The organism is Streptomyces sp. NPDC001410 (assembly GCF_042895235.1).
Taxonomy (GTDB): Bacteria; Actinomycetota; Actinomycetes; order Streptomycetales; family Streptomycetaceae; genus Streptomyces.
In genome coordinates, this window is sequence record NZ_JBIAWE010000030.1 from 1 (window position 1) to 17,640 (window position 17,640).

14 protein-coding genes are annotated in these 17,640 nt (G+C 71.8%); 2 read left to right on the top strand and 12 right to left on the bottom strand.

Translation table 11 applies throughout. The features are described from left to right. Positions 1 to 400: 400 nt before the first annotated feature. On the bottom strand, positions 401 to 1,408 hold the full coding sequence (locus ACFY3C_RS42595) for a stage II sporulation protein M (RefSeq protein ID WP_390774736.1): 1,008 nt from the start codon (positions 1,406 to 1,408) through the stop codon (positions 401 to 403). A gap of 143 nt (positions 1,409 to 1,551) precedes the next feature. Between ACFY3C_RS42595 and ACFY3C_RS42600 the strand changes: the two genes are divergently transcribed. Beyond that, a complete protein-coding gene (locus ACFY3C_RS42600; RefSeq protein ID WP_390774737.1) occupies positions 1,552 to 2,592 on the top strand; it encodes an RDD family protein in 1,041 nt (346 codons plus the stop codon). Between the two features lie 46 nt (positions 2,593 to 2,638). Here ACFY3C_RS42600 and ACFY3C_RS42605 read toward each other — a convergent pair whose 3' ends face one another. From ACFY3C_RS42605 to ACFY3C_RS42640, 8 genes are all read right to left on the bottom strand, one after another. Continuing rightward, entirely contained in the window at positions 2,639 to 3,253 is a 615-nt protein-coding gene (locus ACFY3C_RS42605; protein WP_390774738.1) for a hypothetical protein, read from the bottom strand. Positions 3,254 to 3,361: 108 nt separating this feature from the next. Next, positions 3,362 to 4,819 carry an adenosylhomocysteinase gene (ahcY, locus tag ACFY3C_RS42610; RefSeq protein ID WP_390774739.1) on the bottom strand — a complete coding sequence of 486 codons (1,458 nt, stop codon included), beginning with the start codon at positions 4,817 to 4,819 and terminating at the stop codon, positions 3,362 to 3,364. Between the two features lie 333 nt (positions 4,820 to 5,152). Then, positions 5,153 to 6,133, bottom strand: coding sequence for a cation diffusion facilitator family transporter (locus ACFY3C_RS42615; protein WP_390774740.1), 981 nt, complete (start codon positions 6,131 to 6,133; stop codon positions 5,153 to 5,155). 132 nt (positions 6,134 to 6,265) lie between these two features. Continuing rightward, positions 6,266 to 7,417 (bottom strand): mannose-6-phosphate isomerase, class I, encoded by a 1,152-nt coding sequence (gene manA / locus ACFY3C_RS42620; protein ID WP_386581447.1) that lies wholly within the window; start codon positions 7,415 to 7,417, stop codon positions 6,266 to 6,268. Positions 7,418 to 7,512: 95 nt separating this feature from the next. Continuing rightward, positions 7,513 to 8,640, bottom strand: a complete 1,128-nt coding sequence (locus tag ACFY3C_RS42625; RefSeq protein ID WP_386581449.1) for an SIS domain-containing protein — start codon at positions 8,638 to 8,640, stop codon at positions 7,513 to 7,515. Positions 8,641 to 8,725: 85 nt separating this feature from the next. After that, positions 8,726 to 8,896: a Trm112 family protein gene (locus ACFY3C_RS42630; RefSeq protein ID WP_078936097.1), complete on the bottom strand. Its 171-nt coding sequence runs from the start codon at positions 8,894 to 8,896 to the stop codon at positions 8,726 to 8,728. A gap of 180 nt (positions 8,897 to 9,076) precedes the next feature. Then, positions 9,077 to 10,441, bottom strand: coding sequence for a phosphomannomutase/phosphoglucomutase (locus ACFY3C_RS42635; RefSeq protein WP_390774741.1), 1,365 nt, complete (start codon positions 10,439 to 10,441; stop codon positions 9,077 to 9,079). Positions 10,442 to 10,603: 162 nt separating this feature from the next. Continuing rightward, entirely contained in the window at positions 10,604 to 11,026 is a 423-nt protein-coding gene (locus tag ACFY3C_RS42640) for a DUF3499 domain-containing protein (RefSeq protein WP_351812215.1), read from the bottom strand. 306 nt (positions 11,027 to 11,332) lie between these two features. Here ACFY3C_RS42640 and ACFY3C_RS42645 point away from each other — a divergent pair, with 306 nt between their 5' ends. Continuing rightward, positions 11,333 to 11,785: a metallopeptidase family protein gene (locus ACFY3C_RS42645; protein WP_386581493.1), complete on the top strand. Its 453-nt coding sequence runs from the start codon at positions 11,333 to 11,335 to the stop codon at positions 11,783 to 11,785. A gap of 70 nt (positions 11,786 to 11,855) precedes the next feature. On the opposite strand, the gene ACFY3C_RS42650 is transcribed toward ACFY3C_RS42645, so the two are convergent. The 3 genes from ACFY3C_RS42650 to ACFY3C_RS42660 form a co-directional block, all read right to left on the bottom strand. After that, positions 11,856 to 13,364 (bottom strand): DUF5719 family protein, encoded by a 1,509-nt coding sequence (locus tag ACFY3C_RS42650; protein WP_390774742.1) that lies wholly within the window; start codon positions 13,362 to 13,364, stop codon positions 11,856 to 11,858. Beyond that, positions 13,361 to 17,008 (bottom strand): glycosyltransferase, encoded by a 3,648-nt coding sequence (locus ACFY3C_RS42655; protein ID WP_390774743.1) that lies wholly within the window; start codon positions 17,006 to 17,008, stop codon positions 13,361 to 13,363. Before ACFY3C_RS42655 ends, ACFY3C_RS42650 begins: the two co-directional genes overlap by 4 nt. Positions 17,009 to 17,179: 171 nt before the next feature. Then, positions 17,180 to 17,443 (bottom strand): WhiB family transcriptional regulator, encoded by a 264-nt coding sequence (locus tag ACFY3C_RS42660; RefSeq protein WP_003975777.1) that lies wholly within the window; start codon positions 17,441 to 17,443, stop codon positions 17,180 to 17,182. Positions 17,444 to 17,640 lie beyond the last annotated feature (197 nt).

Below are 17,640 nucleotides of genomic sequence, written 5' to 3' on the forward strand. Positions count from 1 at the left end.
GCTGTTGAGTTCTCAAGGAACGGTCGCTTCCTTTGTACTCACCCTCTCGGGCTTTCCTCCGGGCTTCCCTTCGGTGTTTCCGACTCTATCAGATCTTTTCTCGATCCGATTTCCTCGGTGCTTTCCAGGTTTCCGCTCGCGCGGTTTCCCTTTCCGGCGGTTCCGACTTTATCAGAAGTTTTTGGCCGGTCTAACCGGCTGCTCATTTCCGAGTAGTAAGTCGGGGGTGCTTCTCAGGATCACATTCGCGACGCCTCGGGAAGCAGATAGATTCTGAACGATCAGCCCTGAACTTGTCCAGCTCTAGGCAACTCATTGAATCTACCTCCTCGCGCCACCCGTGTCAACGGGTCTTGCGGGGCGAAGAGGAGACTAGCAGCTCACAGGCCCCGGACGCACATCAGGCGGCCGTTGGGAGGGTCGTGCTGCGTTCGGTCGCGTCGAGGTCGCCCGTCTCACCGGCACGTACCGCGCGACCGCCGAGGACGTAGACGTACGCCAGGAAGGCCGCCTCGGCCGCGACCCCGATGCCGATGCGGGCCCAGGTGGGGAGGCCGGACGGGGTGACGAAGCCTTCGATGGCGCCGGAGACGAACAGGACCAGGGCTAGGCCTATCGCCATGCCCACGGCCGCCCGGCCCTCCTCGGCGAGAGCGGTACGGCGGCTTCGGGGCCCCGGGTCGATGACGGTCCAGCCCAGGCGGAGGCCGGTGCCCGCGGCGACGAAGACCGCGGTCAGTTCGAGCAGGCCGTGCGGGAGGATCAGGCCGAGGAAGGTGTCGAGGCGGCCGGCGGAGGACATCAGGCCGATGCCGACGCCCAGGTTGAGCATGTTCTCGAAGAGGATCCAGAGCACGGGCAGCCCCAGAAAGACGCCCAGGACCAGGCACATCGCGGCGGCCCGGGCGTTGTTCGTCCACACCTGGGCGGCGAAGGAGGCGGCGGGGTGGCTCGAGTAGTAGGTCTCGTACTCGCCGCCGGGACGGGTCAGCTCGCGCAGCTGGCTGGGGGCCGCGATGGTCGACTGCACCTCCGGGTGGGTGCCTATCCACCAGCCCAGGAGGATCGCGATGGCGGTGGAGATGAGCGCAGTGGGCACCCACCAGTGGCGCGCGCGGTAGACCGCGGCGGGGAATCCCTGACCGAGGAAGCGCGTGACGTCGCGCCATGAGGCGCGGCGGGTTCCGGTGACGGCGCTGCGCGCGCGTGCCACGAGTTGGCTGAGCCGTGCCGTCAGCTGTGGATCGGGAGCGCTGGACTGGATGAGGGACAGGTGGGTGGCGGTGCGCTGGTAGAGGGCGACGAGTTCGTCGGCCTCGGCGCCGTTGAGGCGGCGCTGGCGGCGGAGTAGGGCGTCGAGGCGGTCCCATTCGGCTCGGTGTGCGGAGACGAAGACGTCCAGGTCCATCGGGTCTGCCTGCTCCTTGGCTGGTCGTCCACTGCTCTTGGTGGGGGCTCGTGATGCTGTCAGCTTGTCCTACTGCGGCGCGATGCGCCCTCAGCTTGGCAGACTTGCGCTTCACGGGGCAGGCCAGGGGAAGGACGGCGGGCATGAGTGAGCTGGTGACCGGCGAGGCGGTGGCGCTGGAACTGCGCCCGGCCAAGCTGCCGAGCAGGGCGTTGGCGGTGTTGCTCGACCTGGTCGTGGCGGTGCTCGTGTACATGGGCGTGACCTTCGCGCTGGTGGCCGCGACTTCGTCGTTGGACGAGGCGGCCCAGCTCGCGGTGTCGATCGCGACCTTCATGTTGGTGCTGGTCGGCGGTCCGATCGCGGTGGAGACGCTCAGTCATGGGCGCTCGCTCGGGAAGCTGGCGTTCGGGCTGCGGGTGGTGCGGGACGACGGTGGGCCCATCCGGTTCCGGCACGCGCTGGTGCGGGGCTCGATCGGTGTGGTCGAGATCCTGATGACGTTCGGGATCGTGGCCTGCATCGCCTCTCTGGTGTCGGCGCGGGGCCGGCGGCTCGGGGACGTCTTCGCGGGCACCCTGGTCGTACGCGAGCGGATTCCCGTGGGACGGGCCGGCCTCGTGCCTCCGCCTCCGCCGGGGCTCGCGGGGCGGTTCGCCGCGCTGGACCTGTCGGCGGTACCGGATGGGCTGTGGCTCGCCGTCCGGCAGTACCTGACGCGGATGCAGCAGCTCGATCCTCAGGTTTCCTGGGACATGGGTCAGCGGCTCGCTGCCGATCTCGCGGCTCGTACGGGGGCTCCGGCGCCGCAGGGCGTGCACCCGGCCGCCTTCCTGGCGGCTGTGGTCCATGAGCGGCAGGCTCGCGAGGCGCGGCAGGCCTTCGGGGGTCCGGGGCCCGTGGTGGCCGGGGGTGCGCCCGCCGGCTTCGGGTCCGGCGTGCCCGGTGGTGCTGGGCCCGGTGGCTATCCGCCGCCGGCGCCTCAGGCGCCCGTGGCGAACGGGTATCGGCAGCAGGCGCCGGTCTGGCCGCAGAATCCTGGTCAGCCCGGCCCGTCCCAGGCACCGGGATGGCCGCTGCCTCAGGCTCCGGTCGTGCCGCCCGCGTCGGCGCGGCGGGACGAATCGCCGTCCGATCGGCCGGCCAAGGGTTCCGGTTCCACCGGGTTTGCTCCGCCGGCGTAGCAGGCCGCGTCCGCCGGCAAGCGCCGCCGGTTCGGGCGGCGTCGGCTCAGTCGAATCTCGACGGCGGTGACTGGAGGTCTTCCAGCTCGATTCCGGGCGCGGACAGGACCACGTCCCCGGCGATGTGCACGGTGTGCTGTTCGCCCGTGTCCAGGGCTGTGACCTGGTATTCGTCCACGGTCAGGGGGCCGCTGTCAGTGGCGTGTGCTTCGCTGTTCACCAAGGCCCAGGACTGGTCCACGGTGCGTGGGGCGAGGACCGGGTCCGTGAAGGCCACGAGGCGTACGCGGGTGGCGGCGGACGAGGGGGTGAGGCGCAGCAGACGGGCGGTGGCGACGAGGAACGCGGGGGACGTGCCGGTGAAGGCGTGGGCGCGCACATTGCCTTCGGTGGCATGAGTTCCGGTGGGGTCGGTGCGGACCCAGGTGACGCCGTCGAGGGCGGCGCCGCGTACCTGCCAGCCTCCCGCGTGGAGTTCGAGGCGGATGGGGCGGCCGAGGTCGTCCAGGGCGAGGTCGATCGAGCCGCTGTGGTCTCCCGCGGGGGTGGTCAGCTGGGAGACGTAGCGCCAGCCGGACGGACCGGGGGCGCACTGGAAGTGTTCTTCCGCGAGGGGGGTGTGATCGTGCGGATCGTGGAGCGAATAGCGGCCGCGGGGCATGGGGGTCCTGGGGCTTGACGGGCGGGTCCGGCCTGAGGCCAAAGGGGCAGGCCCCCGGCACGGGGGTGCGGGGGCCTGCCTCGGAGGAACTGGCTGCGGACCTACGACTCAGTAGCGGTAGTGGTCCGACTTGAACGGGCCGTCGACCTCCACGCCGATGTACGCGGCCTGCTCGGGGCGCAGCTTGGTGAGCTTCACGCCGAGCGCGTCCAGGTGCAGGCGGGCGACCTTCTCGTCGAGGTGCTTGGGCAGCGTGTAGACGCCGGTCGGGTACTCGTCGGGCTTGGTGAACAGCTCGATCTGGGCCAGGGTCTGGTCCGCGAAGGAGTTGGACATCACGAACGACGGGTGACCGGTGGCGTTGCCCAGGTTCAGCAGGCGGCCCTCGGACAGCACGATGATCACCTTGCCGTCGGGGAAGGTCCAGGTGTGGACCTGCGGCTTGACCTCGTCCTTGACGATGCCGGGGACCTTGGCGAGGCCGGCCATGTCGATCTCGTTGTCGAAGTGGCCGATGTTGCCGACGATGGCCTGGTGCTTCATCTTGGCCATGTCCGAGGCCATGATGATGTCCTTGTTGCCGGTCGTGGTGATGAAGATGTCGGCCTTGTCGATGACCTCGTCGAGGGTCGTGACCTGGTAGCCGTCCATCGCCGCCTGCAGGGCACAGATCGGGTCGATCTCGGTGACGATCACCCGGGCGCCCTGGCCGCGCAGGGACTCCGCGCAGCCCTTGCCGACGTCGCCGTAGCCGCAGACGACGGCGGTCTTGCCGCCGATCAGGACGTCGGTGGCGCGGTTGATGCCGTCGACCAGGGAGTGGCGGCAGCCGTACTTGTTGTCGAACTTCGACTTGGTGACGGCGTCGTTGACGTTGATCGCCGGGAAGAGGAGGACGCCGTCGCGCTGCATCTCGTACAGGCGGTGCACGCCGGTGGTGGTCTCCTCGGTGACGCCGCGGATCTCGGAGGCCAGCTGGGTCCACTTCTGCGAACCGTCCGTGATGGTGCGGTGCAGGAGTTCGAGGATGACGCGGTGTTCGTCGGACTCGGCGGTGTCGACGGACGGGACCTTGCCGTCCTTCTCGTACTCGACGCCCTTGTGGACGAGGAGGGTGGCGTCACCGCCGTCGTCCAGGATCATGTTCGGGCCGCCGGTGGGGCTGTCCGGCCAGGTCAGCGCCTGCTCGGTGCACCACCAGTACTCCTCCAGGGTCTCGCCCTTCCAGGCGAAGACCGGGATGCCCTGCGGGTTGTCGGGCGTGCCGTTCGGGCCGACGGCGATGGCGGCGGCCGCGTGGTCCTGGGTGGAGAAGATGTTGCAGGACGCCCAGCGGACCTGCGCGCCCAGGGCGACGAGGGTCTCGATGAGCACGGCGGTCTGCACGGTCATGTGCAGGGAGCCGGTGACACGGGCGCCGGCGAGGGGCTGCGCCTCGGCGTACTCCTTGCGGATCGCCATGAGGCCCGGCATCTCGTGCTCGGCGAGGGTGATCTCCTTGCGGCCGAACTCGGCCAGGGAGAGGTCGGCGACCTTGAAGTCCTGTCGGTTGTCGACAGTCGTCATTGCGAGCTGCTCCTCGGGGTTGGGTCGAGGTGGGTACGGCTGGTCTGCGCGGCGGCGGACACAGGGGTGCCCGAGTGGAGGCACAGGCATGCCCACGTACGCGCAGCGCAGTCCGTCGGAGGCCCTCTCTCCCTCGGTCGGTCCGCAGGGGGACCGCCCGACCGCCATCAGCAGCGACGTCTGGCTCCGTCCCAAGCTACACCGGAGGTCCGGGTCGTCCCCAGTCCGCATGCGAACAGTTCAGGCCGTTCTGGGGGCGTAGCCGGAGGTCAGAGCGGGGTTTCACGGCCGAGGAAGAGTTACCGCGCGGCGAGTGCGCTTGCGGTACGTCCCTCAGTGACCGACCGGGTGCGGGGTCGGGCCGCCCGGGGTCGCCTTCGGGTCCGGGCCCTTGGCGGCCTCGGCCTCGCTGTAGATGTCCGGCTCCAGGTAGATGACCCGGGCGATGGGGACGGCGGCGCGGATGCGGTCCTCGGCCGCGTTGATGGCGGTCGCGATCTCGGCGGCCGTGTCGTCGTGCCGGACGGCGATCTTGGCGGCGATCAGCAGCTCCTCGGGGCCGAGGTGGAGCGTGCGCATGTGGATGACGCCGGTGACGGTGTCGCCGTCGACGATCGCGGCCTCGATCTTCTTGACCTCGTCGATGCCCGCGGCCTCGCCGAGCAGCAGCGACTTGGTCTCGGCGGCCAGGACCAGGGCGATCAGGACGAGCAGGACACCGATGCAGACGGTGCCGATGCCGTCCCACACGCCGTCGCCGGTGAGCAGGGCGAGGCCGACGCCGCCGAGGGCGAGGACCAGACCGATGAGCGCGCCGAAGTCCTCCAGCAGGACCACCGGCAGCTCGGGCGCCTTGGCGCGGCGGATGAACTGCGACCAGGAGAGCTTGCCCCGCAGCTCGTTCGACTCCTTGATGGCCGTACGGAACGAGAAGCCCTCGGCGATGATCGCGAACACGAGGACGCCCACCGGCCAGTACCAGTGCTCGATCTCGTGCGGGTGCAGGATCTTCTCGTAGCCCTCGTAGATGGCGAACATGCCGCCCACGGAGAACAGGACGATCGAGACGAGGAAGGCGTAGATGTACCGCTCGCGGCCGTAGCCGAAGGGGTGCTGCGGGGTCGCCTCTCGCTGGGCCTTCTTGCCGCCGATCAGGAGCAGGAACTGGTTCCCCGAGTCGGCGAGCGAGTGGACACCCTCGGCGAGCATCGACGAGGAGCCACTGAACGCGAACGCCACGAACTTCGATGCCGCGATCGCGAGGTTGGCGCCGAGTGCCGCCACGATCGCCCTGGTACCGCCTGACGCGCTCATGTGTCCGCGTTGTCCCTTCGCCCTCGTCCGTCCACGCCGTCCGGGCGTGCGCCCGGCTTTGCCCGTGCTTTGCCGGTGGGCCATTCTTGCAGTCCGCCCGGGCGGCGACGCCTCAGGTATCCACAGCCCCGGTCATACGATCACAGTGGCACGGAAGACCGTGCCCGCACCGGACACCTCGGCCGTCTCGCCGGCGGGGACGAAGACCGACTGGCCGGGGGCGAGTTCGTGCTCGCCCGCCCGGACGGAACCGGCCGTGCAGAGCAGGATCTGCGGGGTGTGCAGGGTGAGGTCGTGGGTGGTGCCGCCCTCGGGGAGCACGTACCGGGAGAGCCGGAACTCGTCGATCGGCGTCTCGTAGAGCTCCTCGCCGTCCGGGGAGGCCTCGGGACGCAACACGCCCGGGTCGCCGGCTTCGAAGCGGACGATGCGCAGGAGTTCGGGGACGTCGACGTGCTTGGGGGTCAGGCCGCAGCGCAGGACGTTGTCGGAGGTGGCCATGATCTCGACGCCGAGGCCGTTGAGGTAGGCGTGTGGGATTCCGGCGCCGAGGAACAGGGCCTCGCCGGGCTGCAGGCGGACGTGGTTGAGCAGCATCGCCGCGATGACGCCGGGGTCGCCCGGGTAGTGGTGGGCGAGGTCGGCGTAGGGCGCGTAGTCGCCGCCGAGACGGGTGCAGGCGGCGGTGGCCTCGGCGACCGTGTGGGCCATCTCCTCCGGGTCGGCGCTGAGGACCGCCGTGAGGACCTCACGCAGGGCCGCGTCCTCCGGGTGGGCGTGCAGCAGGTCGACGTACGGCTTGAGGGAGTCGACGCCGAGACCGGCGAGCAGGTCGGCCGTCTGGACCGGGTCTCGGAAGCCGCACAGGCCGTCGAACTCGGTGAGCGCGCAGATCATTTCCGGCTTGTGGTTGGCGTCCCTGTAGTTGCGGTGCGGGGCGTCGACGGGGATGCCGCGCCGCTCCTCGTCGGCGTAGCCCTCCTTGGCCTGGGCCAGGTCGGGGTGCACCTGGAGGGAGAGGGGGGCGCCGGCGGCGAGGATCTTGAGCAGGAAGGGCAGGTGGGGACCGAACTTGGCGACGGCCTCCGCTCCCAGTTCCTTCTCCGGGTCGGCGTCGATGACCTCGACGAGCGTCCCGCGCGCGGTGCGCGAGGGAGCACCCGGGTGCGCTCCCATCCACATCTCCGCCTGCGGTTCGCCGGTCGGCTCCACGCCGAGCAGGTGCGGGATGGCGGTGGGGGAACCCCAGGCGTAGGGGCGGACGGTGTTGTCGAGGCGGTCCATGTGGTTTCTCTGTCTCCGTTACGTACGCTGCTCGGCCGGCGCCGTCGCCGCTCGCGCACCGGTGGTGGGCGCGGGCCGGACGACCTGGAGCAAGGTCAGGCCCCGGAAGCGAGCGCCAGGTAAACGGCGGCGAAATCCGTGATGGCGATCAGTTCCGCGAGGGTCTCCAGATCGCCGCCCTCCTCCGGTTCCAGCTCGCTGATCGGCGTGTCGTGGCTGAGGGCCAGGTCACGGGCGCCAGGAGCGGCGGTGAGGCCGCCGATGGGGCGGTCGCGGAGCAGCACCACGCGCGCGTGCAGCGCGGGCGTCTCCTCCACGCGGTCGCGGAAGAAGTCCTCGGGGTCGGCGCTGGCCGCGAGGGGACCGGCCAGCAGGGCGCTGTGCGCGGCGAGTGCCTCGGGCAGCTCGGCGACCAGGGCGGGGCGGCCGGCCAGCTCGGCGAGGGCGGCGGAGAAGCGGCGGCCCGCGGGCCCGGCCGAGCTGCCCTCCGTCCAGACGACGGGCAGCGCGTCGGCCAGCTCGGCGGCCAGGGTCTTGGCCGGGTTGCTGTAGGTCGCGATGGCCGGGCCGCAGCGTTCGGCGATGTGGTCCAGGCGGTCGGCGACCTTCTCCAGGGCGTCCGGACCGGCGGTGAGCAGGCCGATGCGGTCGAGGAGGGCCAGCAGCGGGGTGAGCATGGCCCAGAAGACGCCCGAGGAGGACGCGGCGAGGGGTTCTTCCTGGTCGTACGGCGATGTCGCCATCGGTACGAACAGGCCGTGCGCGCCGGCCATCGCCTCGGCGAGCGGGGTGCCGGCGGGGGCCACGGCGACGACCGAGGAGCCGCGGCGGTAGGCCTGCTCGGCGAGCATGGAGAGGCTGGGTTCGGTGCCGTCCGGGGTCGCGATCAGCAGCAGGTCAACGGAGCCGGCCCAGCCGGGGAGGTCCCAGCGCAGGGCGCCCGCTGCCGGGGCGACGCCGGTCGGGGCCAATCGGGTGACGGGGCTGCCGGGGCCGGCGAGGCTGCTGATGAAGTCGGCCGTGTGGGTGGCGGCTGCTCCCGGGCCCGCGATCAGGACGGCGCGGGGCCGGCCGTCGGGCTTGAGGTCGCCGACGCCGGCCTCGATGGCGTGCCGGGCCGCGGTGCGGACGCGGGCGCCGGCCTCCGCCGCGCCGCGGAGGAGGCCTCGGTGGTCGGCCTCGGCGAGGCCCTCCGGGGCGTCGAGCAGCGATTCGTCGAGCATGGGCGGCAGCCTCCGATCGCCGGGGGTCCAGTGCGGGGGTCGAGCGCGGGGGTGGGCGCCTCGCCGTCGCGGGGCGGTGGGCCTCTTACGCGGGGCGGCGGGCCTCGTCGACGAGCAGGACCGGAATGCCGTCGCGGACGGGGTACGCCAGGCCGCAGTCCTGGCCGGTGCAGATCAGCTCGGTGTCCTGCTCCTCGAGGGGGGCGTGGCACGCCGGGCAGGCGAGGATCTCCAGAAGGCCGGCTTCGAGCGGCATGGGGTTTCCCTTCGGGGGGTGACGGCTTTGCTGATGTGCGGTCAGCGTACCGCTGGTGGGTGGGTTGAGCTGGGCTTGCGTGCCGCCCAGGGGGCTCTGCCCCCTGGGCTCCCGGATTTTTTCCCGCCCGCCCGCCTGATCTCGGTCGGCCGAGAAGCGCGATGGAGCGGGTTTCGTGGGTCAGGCCCTGATGATCGCCAGTGCCTCGTCGCGGATCTTGGTCATCGTTGCCTCGTCCTTCGCCTCCGCGTTCAGCCGGAGGAGGGGTTCCGTGTTGGACGGGCGGACGTTGAACCACCAGTCGGCGGCGGAGACCGTGAGGCCGTCGAGGTCGTCGAGGGTGATGCCGGGGCGGCCCTCGTAGGCGGCGCGGATCGCGGCGAGGCGGGCGGTCTGGTCGGCGACCGTGGAGTTGATCTCGCCGGAGCCCGCGTAGCGGTCGTACTGGGCGACGAGGGCGGACAGGGGGCCGTCCTGGCCGCCGAGGGCGGCGAGGACGTGCAGGGCCGCCAGCATGCCCGTGTCGGCGTTCCAGAAGTCCTTGAAGTAGTAGTGGGCGGAGTGCTCGCCGCCGAAGATCGCGCCGGAGCGGGCCATCTCGGCCTTGATGAAGGAGTGGCCGACGCGGGTGCGGGCCGGGGTGCCGCCGTTCTCCTTCACGACCTCCGGGACCGTGCGGGAGGTGATCAGGTTGTGGATGACCGTGCCCTTGCCGCCGTTGCGGGCCAGCTCGCGGGCGGCGACCAGCGCGGTGATCGCCGACGGGGAGACCGGGGCGCCGTTCTCGTCCACGACGAAGCAGCGGTCGGCGTCGCCGTCGAAGGCGATGCCCAGGTCGGCGCCCTCCTCCGGGACCCGCTTCTGCAGGTCCACGATGTTGGCCGGGTCGAGCGGGTTGGCCTCGTGGTTCGGGAAGGTGCCGTCCAGTTCGAAGTACATCGGGACGAGGGTCAGGGGCAGGCCTGCGAAGACCGTGGGGACCGTGTGGCCGCCCATGCCGTTGCCGGCGTCGACCACGACCTTCAGGGGGCGGATGGAGGTCAGGTCGACGAGGGAGCGGAGGTGCGCCGCGTAATCCTCCAACGTCTCGCGCGTGGTGAGGGTTCCCGGCTCGGCGACCGGTTCGGGAGCGCCCGACTCCAGCCAGCGCTCGGCCAGTTCACGGATCTGCGCGAGGCCCGTGTCCTGGCCGACGGGGGCGGCGCCCGCGCGGCACATCTTGATCCCGTTGTACTGCGCCGGGTTGTGGGACGCCGTGAACATCGCGCCCGGGAGGTTCAGCGCACCGGAGGCGTAGTACAGCTGGTCCGTGGAGCACAGGCCGATCTCGGTGACGTCCACGCCGCGGTCCGCCGCGCCGCGCGCGAAGGCGCGGGACAGGGCGGGGGACGAGGGGCGCATGTCGTGGCCGACGACGATCGCCGCCGCACCCGTCACCTCGGCGAAGGCGGCGCCGAAGAGGCCGGCCAGCGACTCGTCCCACTGGTCCGGGACCACTCCGCGTACGTCGTACGCCTTCACGATCTGCGACAGATCAGCAGCCACGGCCAACCCTCCTGAAAGTCCTATGGGTGCCCACAAACTACCCGTCGGGGGTAAGGGGTGGGTGTGCGGACACCAAGTGGACCCTGTGGCGCCTCCGAGCCGTAACGCGGGGCGGGGGTGGCGTGGGGTGGTGCCTGGGGGCCGACTGCCGTTGGGCGGGGCTCAGTTGTCCGGGGAACGCAGGACGCGCAGGTGGCCGCGGCGGGCGACCTCCATGGGGTCCGCGGTACGCCCTCCGCCGCCCGCCTGGGCCGCGCGCTCCTGGGGGCGGGCCGCCTCGCGCACGGCGTTGGCGAGCGCTTCGAGATCGTCGCCGCTGGGCCGGGCGGGAGCGGAGCCGTCGAGGAGGCGGACGACCTCCCAGCCGCGGGGGGCGGTGAGGCGCTCGGAGTGCTCGGCGCACAGGTCGTAGCAGTGGGGTTCGGCGTAGGTGGCGAGCGGACCGAGGACCGCGGTCGAGTCGGCGTAGACGTACGTCAGCGTCGCGACGGCGGGTCGGCCGCAGGCGGTTCGCGAACAGCGACGTACAGGGCTCACGACGTTGGACGGTACCGCACTCTTGAGCGGGCCGCGACGACTCTCCACCAGGTCACTCCACCGTGTCGTGCTGTGAGACGCCCCACACGCCCCTCCGAACACGCCCTTCTGACCTGCGGGGACGGGCCTGTTGGAGGTGCTGGTCGGGAATCCGTCCGGTCATGAGTCGGTACAAACAACGTCAATTGCCTTGAGTTCGGCGGTCTTGGAGGGTTGCGGAAACGAGCCAGACCTTGGCTGGAATGGTCATCCTGCGACACGGGGGTGTCGGTGGCCGGTTGCGGTGCGGTCGGGGGCCGGTTGCCGCGTGGGCGCCGGGCGGGGGGAGCGTACGGGGACTACGCTTCACCAGTGATGGACAACCGTGTACCGCCCCGCGCCACCGGCCCCGGGCCCCGTCGACGTGATCGACACGGGCGGGGCATGAGGGGGCCCGTCGCGCCGCCCCAGGTGCCACTGGCGGCCAGCCGTGCCGAGGTGTTCGCCGACCTGGTGCAGGACTCCGTGGAGCGTCTTGAGCGGCGGTGGCCGCAGCTGGCGGAGATCGACTTCCTGGTGCTCGAAGTGCCTCGGCTGGAGGGGCGGAGCACCGAGGTGTGGAGCGACGAGGCTGTGCCGTTGGGCGGGATCATTCCCGCGCGGGACGGTCGGCGGGCTCGGGTCGTGGTGTACCGGCGGCCGGTGGAGATCCGGACCAAGGGGCGGGACGAGCGGGCCGCGCTGGTGCACGAGGTGGTTGTGGAGCAGGTGGCCGAGCTGTTGGGGCTGACTCCGGAGACTGTCGATCCTCGGTACGGGGAGGATTAGCCGGGATTTCCGGTAGCCCGGTGCAGCGGCCGGCCGGGGCTGGTTTCGCCCCGGCCCCGCTCCTGGCCGGCTACTTCTGCAGTACCGACAAGTCCTCGTCCGCCTCCGGTACTGCCACCAGACCGCGGTCACTTGGGAGGGTTTGGATGGTGAAGCCCGGAATGCCGGACTCTGTGGCCGAGAGGGTTCGGGCGGCGTAGACGGGGGCGTCGGAGGTGGGTTCCACCGTGAGGGCGTACGTGCCCTTCAGCCCTGAGGGGACCGGGGCCGAAATGTCCTGGGTGGTGCCGGACTTGATCGTGTAGGTCTTCGTCGCCGGCGTGCCGCCCTCGCTGCCCGCCGAGGCGGTGACCTTGACCGTGACCGTCGCGGTGGGAGCGGTCAGGGAGAGGGTCGAGGACTTGCCGCTGTTGTCGGCCGACGTCGCGCGCGTGCCGACGGGGGCCGTGGCCGGGATGAACGCCGTCTCCTGCTTGGTTCCCTTGCCGCGGATCACGCGCAGTGCCGCCACGACCGGGACCGACCGGTCCGTGGGTGTCAGGACCAGGGAGCCCGCCTCGCCGCGGGTGACGTCGCCGAGATCGGCCGCGGTGGTCATGCCGGACTTGACGTGCAGGGTCTCGTTTCCGGCCGGGGTGATCAGGCCGTCGGGAGAGGCCAGGCGGACCTTCAGGTCCGCGTCGGCGTCGCCGGGTGTGAAGGCGATCAGGCGGACGTCGGTGGCGTCCTTCGGGATGCCGGGCAGGACCAGGCTGCCGGCCGGGTCGGCGGCCGCGGCCAGCCAGTCACCGCCCACCTTGTCGTCCAGGGCCTGCACCGCCGCGCCGACCCGGCCGCTGCGCACGTTGACGTGCACCGTCAGGTCGGTCTGCTGCTCGTCGGTGAGGGTGGACAGAAGGATGGGCTTGTTCGAGTGCGGGGGGATCGTGAAGCCGTCCGGCACCGTGGACTTGATCGCGCCGTCCTTGCCGTACAGCTCGATGTCGACGACGGCGGCGGAGTCGTCCGGGTTGGTGAGGTGCACGTAGTCGGTGCGGTCGGTGGACGTGCTGGCGCCCGGGAACCAGAACTCACTGTCCGGGGCGGTGCAGTTGACGCCCTGGAGGCCACGGCCGGTGCCCGCGGCGACCTCGGTGGTCTCCTGGACGGTCCAGCCCGGCGCGAACTTCCCGTCGGCGGTGCCGACCAGCGCGGGCGCGTCGGCGCCGGAGGTGTCACCGGTGACCGGGGTGCCGGGTTCCTTCGGGGTGAGGACCGGCTTCTCGGCCTTCTTCTTGGTGCCCTTGCCGGTCTTGGTGTCACTCGTGCCGTCCGCCGACTCCTCGGCGGCCGCCTGGAGTTCGGCCTTGCCGCCGCTCGCCGCGCCCTTGGTGACGGGCGTGAACGACGTGTACGACGTGTCGGCGATGTCGGAGAGGCTGGGCGCGGGGCACACCAGGCCGGCACGCTCCACGGGCAGCTCGGCAGCCGCCTTGGCGGGGCTTGCGCCGGACGCGGACGGTGTGTCGAGCGCGGCGAAGGCGGTGACGGCGGCCAGTGCGGTCGTGCCGGCGATCAGGGACAGGGTCGTGCGGTTCACTGCTGGCTCCCGTCGGGACGCTCGCTGCCGGTGCCGTAGGGGTGCTGGGCCTGGTCGTAGCCCTGCTGGTACGCCGTCGGGTCGTACGGCAGCTGCCCGTCCGTACCGCCGTAGGCGTAGGGGTCGTACTGGCCGTTCTGGTAGGGGTCGGACTGGTACGCCTGCTGGTCGTAGCCGCCTGCCGGGTACTGGTCCGCTCCCTGGTACTGGTCGGTGCCGTAGCCGGTGTACTCGGTGCCCTGGTAGGACGCGGCGTCCCAGTCGGCGTACTGCTGTTGGTGCGGGACGGCGGCCGGGACCTCCTCCGGGACGGGAGGCACACCGGGCTGTTCCTGGTCGGCCGCTTCCTCGGCCTGGGCGCGCAGGCGGCGGGCGCGGCGGCCCTCGCCCGCGGTGGCCTGGGCGGGCAGCGGCTGCTCCTCGGGGAGGTCGTCGTCGATGTCACGGCGGCGGCCGGGCAGGGCGAGGACGACGAGGACGACGGCGAGCGCGCCCTGGGTCCACAGCCAGGCGGTGTGGGTGACCGGGGCGTCGTAGGTGACGTCGAGCCTCCCGCCGGTGGAGGGCAGCTGGAAGCCCTGGGCCCAGCCGTCGACCGTGGTGCGGGTGAGCGGCCTGCCGTCCAGGGTGGCCGTCCAGCCGTCGGACGCGGCGTCGGCCAGGCGCAGGACGCGGCTGCCCGAGCCCGAGGGAACGGTGGTGTGGATCTCCACCGGCCCGGCGGCGACGGACTGGGCGGCGCCGGAGCCGCCCGCGGACACGATGGTGGCGCGGGAGACCTGCTGGTCGACCCGCCACAGGGCGCTGCCGTTCTGCTGGCTGAGCCTGCTCAGGCCGTGCGTGGCGTCCAGGACTCGGGTGACCTCGCGGGGTGCGCCCTTGTGGACGAGGACGTAGCGGACCGCGAAGCCGCCGAGCTGGCCGGCCTGGTCGGCGCCGGAGCCGGCGACGAGGTTGGCGACGACCTTGTCGAGCCCCGCGTTCTCGCCGTCGGCGGCGGCGAGTTCGGCGTCTCCCAGGCGGGCGCCGGAGCCGCGGACGAGGGTGTAGCGCACGCGCGCGGTGGAGTCGCTGTCGAGGATCAGGGTGCGGGCCTGGTCAGCGGTGGTGGCGTCCTCGGCGACGAACGCGGGGACCTGCACCGGGTCACGGCGCTCCAGCGGGCCGTCGGCGCCGCGGATCATCCAGCCGGCGGCGACGAGCAGTGGGCCCGCGGCCGAGGCGAAGGCGATGAGGGCGGCGACCGGCTGGCGCCAGCCGAAGCTCTGCTCGGCCACGCGCGCGCGTGCTCCGTCGGCGCCGAGCGCGGCGGCGGCCAGTAGGGCGATGCCGTAGACGAGGGTGGCGGGTCCGGCCCAGGTGGAGTGGTTGGACAAGGCGGCGAAGACGAGGCCGGCCAGGGCGACCGCCCAGGCGGTCCGGATGCCCAACTGGCGTTCGGAGCGCAGGAGTGCGGCCAGGGCGGCGAGGACGATGCCGATGAGCATCAGGCCGTGGACGGTACCGGGGCCGCCCGGGCTCGCGCCGAGCAGGTCGAGCGCGGTGGCGGACGAGGAGCCGTACTCCAGGCCCGCTTCCTTGAAGAAGCCGGTCGGGAGCAGGGTGAGCGACCAGGGGGCGAGGACCAGCAGCGGGGTGCCGAGCTGGGCGACGAAGCGCAGGCCGTGGGCGACGAGGTCGCCGCGGCGCAGGACCAGCACGGCGAGGCCGAGGATCAGGGCGATGGGCCAGACGATCGGCGTGAACGCGGTGGTGACGGTCAGCAGCAGCGCGTACGCCCAGGTGGCGCGCCAACTGCCGCGCGCGCCGGAGGCATGGGCGAGGCCGCTCGCGGCGATGCCCGCGCGCGCGATGAGCGGCAGCAGCACGGCGAGGACGGCGGTGCCGATGCGGCCGCCGGCCAGGGCGCCGGTGGTGGCGGGCAGGAAGGCGTAGGCGATGGCCGCCCAGGCGCGCAGCAGGCGGGAGGTGACGAGGGGCCGGGAGGCGAAGTAGGCGGTGAAGCCGGCCAGCGGCACCGAGCAGACCAGCAGGACGGTGACCGCGAGTCCGGTGGAGCCGAACAGGACCGACGCGAGCGCCGCCACGACGGCGAGGTAGGGCGGTGCGGACGGGGTGCCGCCGGCGCCGACCGGGTGCCAGCTGTCCGCGAAGCGGGACCAGAGGTCGCCGGCGTCGGCCGGGGCAGGCAGCAGGGCGCCGCCCGCGAGCGCGCCGCCACCCAGCAGGGCGCGGCAGGCGGCGAGGGAGACGAGGAGGAGGGCCAGGAAGAGCACCGGGCCGGGCTTGCGGGCGATCCGCTTGAGCCGGGCGAACTGCTCGATCTCCAGGAAGTCGGCGTCGTCGCCGCCGGGACCCGACTCCACGGCGCCGCCGTGCCGGCCGGCCGAGGTGGTGTCGGTGTCGGAGCCGCCGGAGAAGTTGCCGGCGATCTGTTCCACGGTGGCGCGGACGGTGGCACCGGGCGGCGGGAAGAGCTGGCGCAGTTCGCCCTTGTCGATCTGCGAGCGTCCGCGGCGGCGCCGTCCGGCGAGGATCCGCTCGGGCCGCAGCAGGGTGCCGAGCAGGCCGCGGATCTCGTCGACGGCCTGTCCCGGGACCTTGCCGACGAGATAGGCGACGGTCCGCAGGACGGTGCCGAGGACGAGCCGCAGCAGCACCCAGGGCAGCACGGCGGCACGGGTGTTGACGAGGAGGGTGTAGACGGCGCCGGCCTTGTCGACCTTGTGCGGGGAGGCGGCGGTGCGGCCCACGCAGTCGACGGTACGGCGCTCGCGGGAGGCCGCCTCGGCGTGCCGTACGACCGCATCCGGGGCGATGAGGACGCGGTGGCCGGCCCGGTGGGCGCGCCAGCACAGATCGACGTCGTCGCGCATCAGGGGCAGCCGGCGGTCGAATCCGCCGAGCTGCTCGAAGACGTCGCGGCGGATGAGCATGCCGGCGGTGGATACGGACAGCACGGTGTGGACGTGGTCGTGCTGGCCCTGATCCTGTTCGCGGCGGTCCAGGCCGGTCCAGCGGCGGCCGGAGTTGGCGATGGAGACGCCGACCTCCAGCAGTTGCCTGCGGTCGTACCAGCCGCGCAGCTTGGGGCCGACGACCGCCACGTCGTCACGGCCCAGTTCGACTTCGTTCTCGACGACGCGGAGCAGCTGGGCGAGGGCGTCGGGCTCGGGTGCGCAGTCGTCGTGCAGCAGCCACAGCCACTGGACGGGCTCGCCGTGCGGCAGTTCGGGCATGTCGTAGGCGTCGTCGCGCCACGAGCGGGTGACCGGGTCCCAGCCGCTGGGGCGCTTGAGGTACGGCAGCTCGTCCGGGGTGAGGACGGGGACGGTGCGGCACGCCTCCTCGACGGCCTGGCCGAAGCCGGTGCGCCGGGCGAGGTGCAGCACGCGGTCGTCGCCGAGGGCCTCGGTGACCAGCCGGGCGGAGTCGTCCGCGCTGCCGGTGTCGGCCGCCACCGCGTACTGGATGGGGCGCTCCTGGCCGAGCAGCCCGGCGAGCGCGTCGGGCAGCCAGCGGGCGCCGTCGTGGGAGACGAGGACCGCGGTCACCACATGACGCGGAAACTCGGGCGGGCGGGCCGGGTCAAATGCTGCAGTGGCTGCCTGCTCTTGGGCTGCCGTATGGCTGTGCACGGACATCGAGGTACGGGCCCCGGTTCGATGGACTGCGGTGGACGCCTGTGCCCACGGGGGGCAGCGGGGCGTCTCGGACGAGCGACCACACTATCGGCTAGCCATGACGACGGCCCGCCGCCTGTGGATAACCCACCGGCAACGGGCCGTTCGCGCAGTTTGTGTGTGTTCGTGCCTTCAGACGGCGGCCTTCTTCAGGCGGCGGCGCTCACGCTCGGACAGACCGCCCCAGATGCCGAAGCGCTCGTCGTTGGCGAGGGCGTACTCGAGGCATTCGGAGCGCACCTCGCAGGCGAGGCAGACCTTCTTCGCCTCTCTGGTGGAGCCGCCCTTCTCGGGGAAGAAGGACTCGGGGTCGGTCTGGGCGCACAGCGCGCGCTCCTGCCAGCCGAGTTCCTCGTCCGCGTCGTCGACCAGCAGTTGCTGCACCAGCTCGGTCATGTGCGCCCCTCGTCTGTCTTTCGCGTCCCCGTGTGTAGCCGCTACCGATTTCGGCTGAACGACACGAGTGAAATTACAAGTGTGCTGCTCCGGGCGAGTCAAGCCGAGATCTGCTATTGAGCCCGTTATTCACTCTGCGGAACCAAGGCCGTGCGGAAAGTGTTCAAATCGGCATAAACCTTGCCACGCAAGCGAGG

What these genes read in the sequence shown, in the direction of transcription:
- ACFY3C_RS42595 (WP_390774736.1), bottom strand. Translation starts at nt 1,408, where the DNA reads ATGGACCTGGACGTCTTCGTCTCCGCACACCGAGCCGAATGGGACCGC.
- ACFY3C_RS42600 (WP_390774737.1), top strand. Translation starts at nt 1,552, where the DNA reads ATGAGTGAGCTGGTGACCGGCGAGGCGGTGGCGCTGGAACTGCGCCCG.
- ACFY3C_RS42605 (WP_390774738.1), bottom strand. Translation starts at nt 3,253, where the DNA reads ATGCCCCGCGGCCGCTATTCGCTCCACGATCCGCACGATCACACCCCC.
- ahcY (WP_390774739.1), bottom strand. Translation starts at nt 4,819, where the DNA reads ATGACGACTGTCGACAACCGACAGGACTTCAAGGTCGCCGACCTCTCC.
- ACFY3C_RS42615 (WP_390774740.1), bottom strand. Translation starts at nt 6,133, where the DNA reads ATGAGCGCGTCAGGCGGTACCAGGGCGATCGTGGCGGCACTCGGCGCC.
- manA (WP_386581447.1), bottom strand. Translation starts at nt 7,417, where the DNA reads ATGGACCGCCTCGACAACACCGTCCGCCCCTACGCCTGGGGTTCCCCC.
- ACFY3C_RS42625 (WP_386581449.1), bottom strand. Translation starts at nt 8,640, where the DNA reads ATGCTCGACGAATCGCTGCTCGACGCCCCGGAGGGCCTCGCCGAGGCC.
- ACFY3C_RS42630 (WP_078936097.1), bottom strand. Translation starts at nt 8,896, where the DNA reads ATGCCGCTCGAAGCCGGCCTTCTGGAGATCCTCGCCTGCCCGGCGTGC.
- ACFY3C_RS42645 (WP_386581493.1), top strand. Translation starts at nt 11,333, where the DNA reads ATGGACAACCGTGTACCGCCCCGCGCCACCGGCCCCGGGCCCCGTCGA.
- ACFY3C_RS42655 (WP_390774743.1), bottom strand. Translation starts at nt 17,008, where the DNA reads ATGTCCGTGCACAGCCATACGGCAGCCCAAGAGCAGGCAGCCACTGCA.
- ACFY3C_RS42660 (WP_003975777.1), bottom strand. Translation starts at nt 17,443, where the DNA reads ATGACCGAGCTGGTGCAGCAACTGCTGGTCGACGACGCGGACGAGGAA.